Source organism: Tenacibaculum amylolyticum (assembly GCF_964511145.1).
GTDB classification, from domain to species: domain Bacteria; phylum Bacteroidota; class Bacteroidia; order Flavobacteriales; family Flavobacteriaceae; genus Polaribacter; species Polaribacter amylolyticum.
This window is the reverse complement of record NZ_CAZEFZ010000063.1, coordinates 112,164-123,079: the sequence shown is the minus strand read 5'-3', so window position 1 is coordinate 123,079 and position 10,916 is coordinate 112,164. Positions and strand designations below refer to the sequence as shown.

Annotated in this window: 8 protein-coding genes; 3 read left to right on the top strand and 5 right to left on the bottom strand. The window is 29.3% G+C overall.

Annotated features, from left to right (window positions below; genetic code table 11):
* Nucleotides 1-212: 212 nt before the first annotated feature.
* From ACKTTC_RS13750 to ACKTTC_RS13740, 3 genes are all read right to left on the bottom strand, one after another.
* Nucleotides 213-803, bottom strand: coding sequence for a hypothetical protein (locus ACKTTC_RS13750; RefSeq protein ID WP_408040412.1), 591 nt, complete (start codon nucleotides 801-803; stop codon nucleotides 213-215).
* Nucleotides 804-813: 10 nt separating this feature from the next.
* Complete coding sequence (locus tag ACKTTC_RS13745) at nucleotides 814-1,815, bottom strand: hypothetical protein (RefSeq protein WP_408040411.1); 1,002 nt, start codon at nucleotides 1,813-1,815, stop codon at nucleotides 814-816.
* A 247-nt stretch (nucleotides 1,816-2,062) separates the two neighbouring features.
* A complete protein-coding gene (locus tag ACKTTC_RS13740) occupies nucleotides 2,063-2,986 on the bottom strand; it encodes a hypothetical protein (protein WP_408040410.1) in 924 nt (307 codons plus the stop codon).
* Between the two features lie 1,424 nt (nucleotides 2,987-4,410).
* Between ACKTTC_RS13740 and ACKTTC_RS13735 the strand changes: the two genes are divergently transcribed.
* Nucleotides 4,411-4,977 (top strand): PAS domain-containing protein, encoded by a 567-nt coding sequence (locus tag ACKTTC_RS13735; RefSeq protein WP_408040409.1) that lies wholly within the window; start codon nucleotides 4,411-4,413, stop codon nucleotides 4,975-4,977.
* Nucleotides 4,978-5,220: 243 nt separating this feature from the next.
* A complete protein-coding gene (locus ACKTTC_RS13730; RefSeq protein ID WP_408040408.1) occupies nucleotides 5,221-7,713 on the top strand; it encodes a M14 family metallopeptidase in 2,493 nt (830 codons plus the stop codon).
* 76 nt (nucleotides 7,714-7,789) lie between these two features.
* Here ACKTTC_RS13730 and ACKTTC_RS13725 read toward each other — a convergent pair whose 3' ends face one another.
* Both ACKTTC_RS13725 and rimO read right to left on the bottom strand, forming a co-directional pair.
* A complete protein-coding gene (locus ACKTTC_RS13725) occupies nucleotides 7,790-8,446 on the bottom strand; it encodes a DUF4386 domain-containing protein (protein ID WP_408040407.1) in 657 nt (218 codons plus the stop codon).
* Nucleotides 8,447-8,525: 79 nt separating this feature from the next.
* Complete coding sequence (rimO, locus tag ACKTTC_RS13720; protein WP_408040406.1) at nucleotides 8,526-9,881, bottom strand: 30S ribosomal protein S12 methylthiotransferase RimO; 1,356 nt, start codon at nucleotides 9,879-9,881, stop codon at nucleotides 8,526-8,528.
* A 209-nt stretch (nucleotides 9,882-10,090) separates the two neighbouring features.
* On the opposite strand from rimO, the gene ACKTTC_RS13715 reads away from it, so the two are divergent.
* Nucleotides 10,091-10,864 carry a LytTR family transcriptional regulator DNA-binding domain-containing protein gene (locus tag ACKTTC_RS13715; RefSeq protein WP_408040405.1) on the top strand — a complete coding sequence of 258 codons (774 nt, stop codon included), beginning with the start codon at nucleotides 10,091-10,093 and terminating at the stop codon, nucleotides 10,862-10,864.
* Nucleotides 10,865-10,916 lie beyond the last annotated feature (52 nt).

Sequence of the window (10,916 nt, the reverse complement as noted above, 5' to 3'; positions counted from 1 at the left end):
TAGTGGCTGCTCCATCAACTCCTGCCGTTATTAATTGACTGGTGACATCATTTTTCGTGTCAAAGTGCGTTGTATATCCATTATCTCCTCTAAGCACTAATACAGGAGGTCTCTCTACACTTCCTTGTCCAAACATACATATCGTCTGTATCAGAAGTAATAGAAGAGTTATATTATTTTTAAATTTCATTTCTTATTTTTCTAAAAAAGGGTTAAAAAACATTTGGTGTACTTTCCATCTTAAATAAATGACTGCTATGAAAATGTACTGGTGGATCTGACAATGCATTATTCAATAATGGTCTGTAAGACAATCCATTTGCATTTCGAAAAGCAGAAAAAGTAACATTTGCATTTGACTCTTGTGGGTAAGCCAATCCAAAACCAGTTCCATTTGACGATTTGAAAGCAATTGTTTCTCCATCATTACTCCCTACAATTACAGTCCATTTGTAATCATTATCATTATCTCCATCGGTTCTTTTACTAAAACTTACTGGTGCAAAATCCCCCGTTCCTGCTTTCAAAAAATATTCTGGTGATTTAGCTGATATTATATATACTTCTCCATTATTACCAACCGGTTGTAGTATAAACGACTCTAAATAGCCATATGATTTATTATACTCTTCAGATGAAATTTGTTTTGTTTCGAGTGCATTTGTTCTAAGATTATGGAATAATACGTGTTTCACTCCATTAATCTCATTCTTAGTAATGAACCTGAATAGTTTCGTGTTTTGTGCTTGAATACTAAAACTACTGAATAGCATTAAAGCAATTATGTATAATATCTTGTTCATTGAAATAGTTTTAGTTTTTATTTTCAAGAGCATTCATTCTTTTTAATAATTCTTGAATTTGCTCTTCTTGCTTTTTTATTTTCTTTTCTTGTTGAATAGTATATAGTGTTAACTCTTCTACTTTCTCAACTAATAATGTGTTTATTTGCCCTACATTCATTCCTTCTTTTACCACTTCTGTTTCTGTAGGAACATTAGGTAAATGTTTGTTTTTTTGAATAAATGCGTCTACTTCTTCTAAAGGCATTAATTTATAATCATTCGCAAATACATAGTCTGGAAATGTGCTAACATTTAAACGGATTTCGTTAGTTCTAACTACACCATCTTGTATTGTTGTTTTTACCTCATTTGCACTGTTTAAAAACTCTACTCTGTCATTTGCTTCCGTTGAATTCCCTCCTTTTAATTGTAATGCATCATCAGACGCTATAAGTCCACCTTTCTCATTATTACTGGTATGGTGTAAATACATGTTTCCTCTAAAAAAATGGATCATTTCCTCACTTCTATTGTTGTTAAAAACAATTTTATCGTATGGATGTCCAGCTCTACGAGCATCTGGTTGTAGTACTAATGCTTCTTTAGCTATGAATTTTCCATCATCAACACGGATATTTCCATTAAGTACATGAATTTTTTCTGCGGGACTTCCAATTCCAACTCCAATTCTATTATTTACATATAATCGTCCACTCATTCCTAAATTACCACTCAATTCTAAACTCGATCTCATATTTACAAGGCGTTGAAAAGAAACTGGTTGTTCAAAATTAGCTGACGTTTGAAAACCAATTCCTGTATCATGAAAATAAGCAACAGCTCTATTTCTAGTATAGAAACGAATTGGCTCCCCTCCAGTTCCAGGTATTTGCGAACTATCTGTATCTGCACTTATAGTAATAGCTCTTACTGTTCCTATAACATGCCCTTGATTTTGAGCTTGCACTTGGTTTCCTCCTATTAAACCTAATGCCAGTAAAATGGCTACTCTAATTGTTTTATTTTTCATTATTTACATTAATTTTAGTTATACATTTATTTATAAATTCTAGTTATATCTTCTATTCTTCCTAGAAATAATTCTTTTAACATTAAGACATAAGTATCCTATCTAGCCTAAATACTAGACTAGTTATTTTGATTAAAAAATTGTGTTTGAGATGTTTTAGAAAGGACTAAGTAATACTGATTAACAACCGTTTATACTTAGCTCTAAAACAATTAATGTAGAACCTTATATCTAGAGTTTATTTCATTTATTCCGTAAGACGTTTATTAGACTTTTTTAGAATTTCTAATTCTTTACGTTGTGTATCTAGTTCCTTTTTTAATTGGATAATGTATAAGGTTAGTTCTTCTACTTTTTCTACTAAAACAGTGTTCACTTCCCCTACATTCATACCTTCTTTTACAACCTTAGCTTCTGAAGGCATGTTAGGTAAATGCTTATGTTTCTGAATAAAAACATCTACTTCTTCTAAAGGCATTAATTTATAATCATTTGCAAATACATAATCTGGAAACGTGCTAACATTTAAACGAATTTGGTTTAAACTTAAAGTTCCATTATCTAAACGAGCTTGTTCATTTCCATCTCCGTTCTCAAAAGAGATTGTACTTCCTTGAATATTTAACTGACCCTCTGCTTTTAATTTCTGGTTAGCTTTTAATGTAAATACGCCATCTTGTAATTTTGCCATTTCTACATTGGTACTATTTTTAAAAGAAATAAAATCATCTCCATTACGATCTACATCAGGATGTAAAACTATTGGTCCATAACTTTGATATTGACCACCATCTACACGAATATTATTATTCTTCACATGGATAGCTGAACCTTCTGGATTTACCCCGATACCAATGCTACTGGCTCTTATTCTACCATTGAAAAAAGTTTCAGCATTGAAATGCGCATTTTTATTGAATCTAGCAATATTTTGTAAAATAGTTTCTCCATCAAAATAAGTTTTAGTTAAAAAAACATTTTGCCCTGGAAAAAAATAAGCTAGTTGTTGATTTCTTACATAAAACTGTATTCCTTCACCTCCAGAACTATCTGTATCGGCACTAATACGATAAGCTCTTTGTGTACTCTCTACATGCTGTGCTTGTACTTGATGTAGTCCTAGAAATCCTAGGGCCATTAACATGGCGACTTTGATTGTCTTATTCTTCATTTTTATACTAATTTGATTAAATATTTGTTCTTAAATTTGGTTATACATCTAACAAGAAATCTTTTAAAATTGGGTTGTAGAATCCCTGTCCAACCTGTATAAAAGGTTAGTTTTTTTGATTTAAAAATTTGTGTTTGAAAAATTTTAGATGCTTAGTAAACTATTTTATCACATAACTTAATTCCTTTTTAGAGTGCCTTGTAACTAATAATTTACCATGTGCTTATATTTTGTTTATACCATTTAGTCTTTTATTCCCTATTGTTGACTTTTCTATTTCTTTTCTCTGTTTATACATTTCTTTTTATTTCAAGTATTATTTGTATTGTTTAATTGTATTTCGAAAGTAGCCGTTAGTAAACTCATTTCATTATTTTTTCAACTAAACACCTTAAAAAATCAATGAATTACTTATTCTAATTTTACTTTAATTTTAAATTAAGATGTAGCTCTCCCTTTCCATACTATTACATAGTATAGTTCTATTTTCTATATCAAATAATTAGGATTTTTACTGAGAGTAGATTTGTTTCATTGTTTCGGGGTTTTTTTATCTTATTTTACACACTCTTCTATTTAAAAATAGATTTCTTAATTACATATGAATTATTCATTTCTTCAGAAAATATTGCAACTACTTTTTATTCATTAATAGGCTTCGTATTTCTTTCTTAAAGTTTTTAAATAATTCATCTAATTCGTTTTAATTTTATCTTAATGGTTGTAATTCAGTAGATATAACAGTTATCTTTCATATTACCCTACCTTTAATTTTATTTTTTTATTCTAATTTTTAAATTTTATATTTTTCTAGATTTAAATCTAGAATAAAAGACACTAAATACTACTTCAAACACACTTTATATACTACTTATATCTTTTTTAAAAACTAGAATTCTTTTTTATAAATTGTATACTTCTTACAAATAAACGTTAATTTAAAATTTATTTCTTGTGACTTTTAGCACATCGTAAATTATACTTTATCGTTTTCTTAGACGTCACAAAACACACAACTTACAGAGCTTGTTAAATTTTCTTAATTTTTTCTTAAAAAAACGACATAATCATCTCATTTTAAAACTAAAAAAAAGTTGTAGTTTTTTTTCAAAACCTAGGATTTAAACTCTATTTTACAACTATAAAATACTATTAAGCTACATTACTTTATTAGTTATTTTCAAACTTATTTTAACACATTACTTACTATGTGTAAGCAAATTATAAATTAAAACTGTGGCAAACCTACTATGAACAAACTATAAATCAAGCTTTTAAATATACTACAAAACCACTACAATCATTACATATTAGTACTACATAAACTAAAAACCACAAGAATAGTTACATAAGTTTTAATAATAGTCTATTACTTTTTAGGCCTTTTTAAAGAGTTTTAATACATTTATCCGAAATCAGCTATTATGAAGTATTCGATTGATAAAATGAAATGTTTAGATATGTATGTCAATTCTTTGAGTGATGATGAATATCTAAAACTGAAAGATCGTATACATACTTCTGATGAGAATATTGTGAATTTAGTAAGTCTAGATCTTCATTTACAAAATTTTAATGCTTTACTACAAAATGCTACTATACAAAATGATTTATTTAGCTTAAATACGTTTGCTAAAAAGCTACGTTGGAAGAATAATATTGAAAAAATTCTTACCAACAACTCTTTTGAAGCATTAGTTTTAACAGATATTAATCGTACTATATTATGGGTTAATGATGGTTTTGCTACTATGACTGGATTCTCTAAAAAAGATGCTATACACAATACTCCTAGTTTTTTACAAGGTAGCTCAACTTCAAAAGTCACTAGAGCACGTATTCGAGAAAAATTAAAAATGAATCAACCTTTTAAGGAGGTTATTGTAAACCATAGAAAAGATAATACTACATACAAATGTGAGTTGCATATTTTTCCATTATACAATGAAGAAACAACACACTTCTTAGCTTTAGAGAGAAGAATTGCTTAAATCAACTTTTGTTTATTTTAATATTTTTAAAAAAAGTATATAACTCTTTACCTTCCACTACTAATCTTGCTTATAATTCCTTTTCTAAGTTCGTTTTATATTTATAGATTGAAACGTATAATAAAGGCTTTTTTACAATTGCTAAAATTATCAGAAAATTCAGTTTAAACACTATTCTGTGTAAAAACCATTAAAAAGAAAATAAATATATTCTTTACATTTACGAGGATCAAATTAATTATAATGAAATACAAATTATTATTCTTTTTTCTTACGGTTACTTCCATTCTTTTCGCTCAGAAAATTAAATCTCCGCAAGAATTTTTAGGTTATAAAATAGGAGAACGCTTTACACCACATCATAAAGTTGTAGACTACTTTACTTATGTTAGCGGACAATTAAATAATGTTATCCTAGAAAAATACGGAGAAACTAATGAACATCGTCCTTTGTATGTTGCCTTTGTTTCTTCTCAAAAAAACATAGATAACTTAGAACAAATTAGACAAAACAATTTATCTCAAGCAGGAATATCTAAAAACTCTAAAAACAGTAATGATATTGCCATTGTATGGTTGAGTTATAATGTGCATGGTAATGAAGCTTCTAGTACCGAAGCTGCTATGCAAACTTTATATGAACTAGTTACTGATAAAAAAAGTTATTTAGATAACACATTAGTTATTATAGATCCAGCTGTTAATCCAGATGGTAGAGATCGTTATGTGAATTGGTTTAATCAAGTAAGTAGCTCACCATATAACACCAACCAAGAAGCTAAAGAACATAGAGATCCGTGGCCAACAGGAAGACCTAATCATTATTTATTTGATTTGAATAGAGATTGGGCTTGGGCTACTCAAGTTGAAACGCAACAACGCTTAAAAGTTTATAATAAATGGCTTCCTCATATTCATGTAGATTTCCATGAACAATACATAAATAATCCTTATTATTTTGCTCCAGCTGCTGAGCCTTTCCATGAAATTGTATCGGATTGGCAACGTGATTTTCAAACTCAAATAGGGAAAAATCATGCAAAACATTTCGATCGTAATAATTGGCTGTATTTCACCAAAGAAAGCTTTGACTTATTATATCCTAGTTACGGAGATACCTACCCTACTTTTATGGGAGCTATTGGTATGACATACGAACAAGCTGGACATGGAATGGCAGGTCTTGGAATTGATACTGATCATGGTTATGAGCTTACTTTGGTAGACCGTGTAAAACATCATAAAACAACTGGACTTTCTACAGTAGAAATGGCATCAAAAAATGCTGCAAAATTAAATAGTGAGTTTAAAAAATTCTTTGATAATAAAAATCTTGCGTATAAAAGTTATGTATTGAAAAATACAAATGCTGACAAAATGAATCGTCTAACTGAATTATTAGACAAGCATGAAATTACCTATGATTACGCTAAACCAGGAAAAGTTTCAGGGTACAATTATATAACGTCTAAAAAAGGAAGTTTACAAGCTACTGCTAAAGATTTAGTTATACATACAGATCAGCCTAAAGGAAAAATGGTAAAAGCTTTATTTGAGCCTAGTACAAAACTATCAGATTCTTTAACGTACGATATTACAGCTTGGGCTTTACCTTATGCTCATGGCTTACAAGCTATTGCTTCAACAAAGAAAGTTCCTTCAGTAAAAGCAACAAAAACTCAGCAAAAAAAGAACTCGGCTGCTCCTTCTTCTTATGCTTATGTAACTAAATGGAATAGTTTAGAAGATGCTGCATTTTTAGGTGAGTTATTAAGTAATAATATTAGAGTTCGATTTTCTGAAAAACCGTTTAGTGTTGGTGGAAAATCTTACAAAAGAGGTAGTTTAATTATTTTAAGACATGATAATAACACTTCTAAAAACTTCGATACTAAGCTGGTTTCAATTGCTAACAAGAATAACAGAGAAATTACTCCTGTAAATACTGGATTTGTGAGTTCTGGTGTTGATTTTGGCTCTGCTAGTGTAAAACCTATAAATAAACAGAAAGTTGCTGTATTATCTGGTAAAGGTACTTCTTCTCTAAGTTTTGGAGAGATTTGGCATTTTTTCGAACAACAAATTAAATATCCTTTAACTGTATTAGATACGGAACGTTTTAACCAAATAAACTTGTCTAACTACGACGTATTAATTATTCCGAATGGATATTATGGAAGTATTTTAAACAAAGCTGGTTTAGATAAATTAAAGAAATGGGTTAGTAGTGGAGGAACTATTATTGCCATTGGTAATGCTTTAAAAAGTTTTGCTAATAAAAAACAGTTTGCTTTAAAAACTAAGAAAGCAGACACTACAAAAGTTAAGAAGAAAAAAGCAAACTTAACTCCATATGCAAACTTAGAAAGAGAGAACACGAATAATTTAATAACGGGAGCTATTTTTAAAAGTAAAGTAGATGCTACACATCCGTTAGCTTTTGGTTATGATGATGCATATTTTTCTTTAAAACTAGGAAATACAAGTTATGATTATCTTAAAAATGGTGGTAACGTAGCTTATTTCACTAAAGATGCTAAAAATATTTCTGGTTTTGCCGGAAAAAAAGCATTAAAGAAAATTCCAGAATCTTTGTTATTTGGAGAAGAAAAAATTGGAAGAGGAAGTATTATTTATATGGTTGACAATCCTCTATTCCGAGCTTTTTGGGAAAATGGAAAATTATTTTTTGCTAATGCTGTTTTCTTAAGAAACTCTTCAGTAATTAAAAAGTAAACAAAACTATACACACATAAAAACCTGCTTTAAGCAGGTTTTTTTTATTATTTTATATTAGATATTTCTTTCAATTCTAATTCTCTTTTAATCCTTTTATGAATAACCAAAACGGTAAAAACAATTGAATTAACCCCATAGGCAGTAATAGATTCATACTAATACTATTTCCAAAAATTGATGATAACATTTCTATAAACATTAATGTAGTTGCTATCATTCCTACAGTCGAAATTATTCTTGGTACTAGTTTCGTAAAGTATAAGTTGTAATAGAATACAAAGACTGGTACACTAGAAGTTAGTAATGATACATAATGCGTCCACCAATGTTTTTTATATAATATTGTCTTAAGAACATTTAAAGATTCTGAACTGTCAATATTATTTCCAGAAACTTGTATACTAAATTCTAACAATGAAAAAATACTTCCGTTATCAATTACTATCGCTATAAAATTTAAAAATGTAAATGAAAAATATAGCATGGCTAAATTATAGCTGTACTTCTTAAAAGTTGGCAGCAGCAATACAGCTATACTAATCGATATAATCCCACTTAGCATATTTAATAATACAGAACTAATAATTTGATTTCTATTAGCTGCTATTTCATTTATAAAATCATCTGAAAATAATGGTGCTTGTAAAAATTGATAAGTAGCTACACCTGCTATAAAAATAAATAGGAAAAGTATACCAACTACTCTTCCTATTCTTTTATTTGTATTCATAGTTTCGTCTTTTGGTTAATTAACCTGAAGACGATATAAAAACTAACTTGTTACATACAATACAAGTTTAATAACGCTATTAATTCTTTTTCCTCTGATTCAAAGGAACTGGTTTTTCTTGTTTTACAGTAGGAGTTCCGTATAAGTCAAAATCACCCGCATCGTAAATTTCTACATCTATAAATTCTCCTAGTTTGATATAATGTTCTCTTGCATCTACAATCACGTCATTATCTACATCTGGTGAATCAAACTCTGTTCTGCCATAGTAATATTCTCCATCTTTTCTATCGAATAAGCAACGGAAAGTTTTTCCTATTTTCTCTTGATTTAATTCCCAAGAAATCTGGCTTTGCACTTCCATAATTTCATTTACACGTCTAAACTTCACATCGGCAGGAACATCATCTTCTAAAACATAAGCTCCTGTATTTTCCTCGTGTGAATATTCAAAAGCTCCTAAACGTTCAAAACGCATTTCTTCTACCCAATCTTTCAACTCTTGAAATTGCTCCTCTGTTTCTCCTGGATACCCTACAATTAATGTTGTACGGATTGCCATATTAGGCACATACTCTCTAAATTTCTTAATTAGAGCAGTCGTTTTTTCATGCGTAGTTCCACGCTTCATCGACTTCAGAATCTCTGTATTGATATGCTGCAACGGAATATCTAAATAATTACAAACCTTGGGTTCGTTCTTCATTACTTCTAACACATCCATTGGAAATCCTGAAGGAAATGCATAATGTAAGCGAATCCATTCAATTCCTTCAACTTTTACTAATGCCAATAATAAATCTGCTAAAGCTCTCTTTTTATACAGATCTAATCCGTAATAGGTTAAATCTTGAGCGATTAACATGATTTCTTTAATTCCATTAGCTGCTAATTTTTCAGCTTCTATCACCAATTCTTCTATAGGAGTCGATTTATGTTTTCCTCTCATTAATGGAATTGCGCAAAATGAACAGGGACGATCGCAACCTTCCGCTATTTTTAAATAAGCATAGTGCTTTGGCGTAGTTGTTAAACGCTCTCCTATAAGTTCATGCTTATAATCTGCTTCTAATACTTTTAATAAGGCTGGTAAATCGTGCGTACCAAAATATTGGTCTACGTTGGTAATTTCTTGCTCTAAATCTGGCTTGTAACGCTCACTTAAACATCCTGATACAAATACTTTATCAACTTCTCCTCGTTCTTTCTTTTGAGCATAGTGTAAAATGGTATCTACACTTTCTTCTTTAGCTTTTCCTATAAATCCACAAGTATTTATTACCACAATATTACCATCGTCTTCTGGATCTTCATGTACCACATTTTTTCCATTGGCTTTTAATTGCCCCATCAAGACCTCACTATCATAAACGTTTTTAGAACATCCTAAAGTAACTACGTTAATTTTATTTTGTTTTGTAGATTTTGTACGCATTCCTTAAAAAAATTGAGTATGCAAAGATACGTTTTAATTATACCTACTGATATATTTTTAATTATAAAAAATTAAGTATCATTGCTAACATAAAAAGCAATCTAAATCAATGTTTATTAGTTTATAAATCTGAGCTTCAATTTAGTTCGTTGTTTCAAATAACATCAGATTTTGCTAATAATATCCATCATAAAACCATACAAAAATAAATGAGCACATTAAATCCTTCTCTTAAGTTACATACGTTTGTAGGTGTGTTTTTGAGTCTTTGGGTTTTTATATTTACCTATTATATTAAACCTTTTGATGGTGCTGCTTTTGACGATGATTTATGGTGGTTGTTTTTAAGCATAGGGTTTGCATTGATAATCTTTATGTGTTATTTTTTTATTGCAATGGTACAAAACTCTTTTTATGAGCGGTTTTCTATATGGAACACTGCGCTTGAAATAATAACTATTGTACTTTTTCTTGTCGTTACTTTTTACACAACTTATCTATATTATAAAAGTCCTTTTCTAAATGGGATCAATAATTTTACAGAGTATTTTTATACTTATTTAAAGTCTTCTATTATATTTTTACCTGTTCTCATTTTTGCTAGAATATACACAGTTAGAAAACTTCCTGAACAACCAACGATTGTAAAAGTTCCAGTTGCTACTAAAGAAAAAATATTAACTTTTAAAGGCGATTATAAGCTTGATGTTTTAAAAGTTAAGGAATCTGATTTGATTTGCGCTTCAAAATCTCAGAATTATGTTGAGTTATTTTATATCGAAAACGATGCTTTAAAATCAAAATTGATACGATCTTCTTTGAAACAAATTGAATCTGATTTTCATTTTTTAGTTAGAGTGCATCGTTCGCATTTAATAAATCCTACACATTTTAAGTCTTGGAAAAATAGCAAGACACTTTTACTTACTCATATTGAAATTCCTGTATCGAAAAATTATAAAGACCATATTTCTTTGCTATAATTTCGCACCTAAAAAGATACATTTTAAACCTATCTACTGTATTTACTGAGCT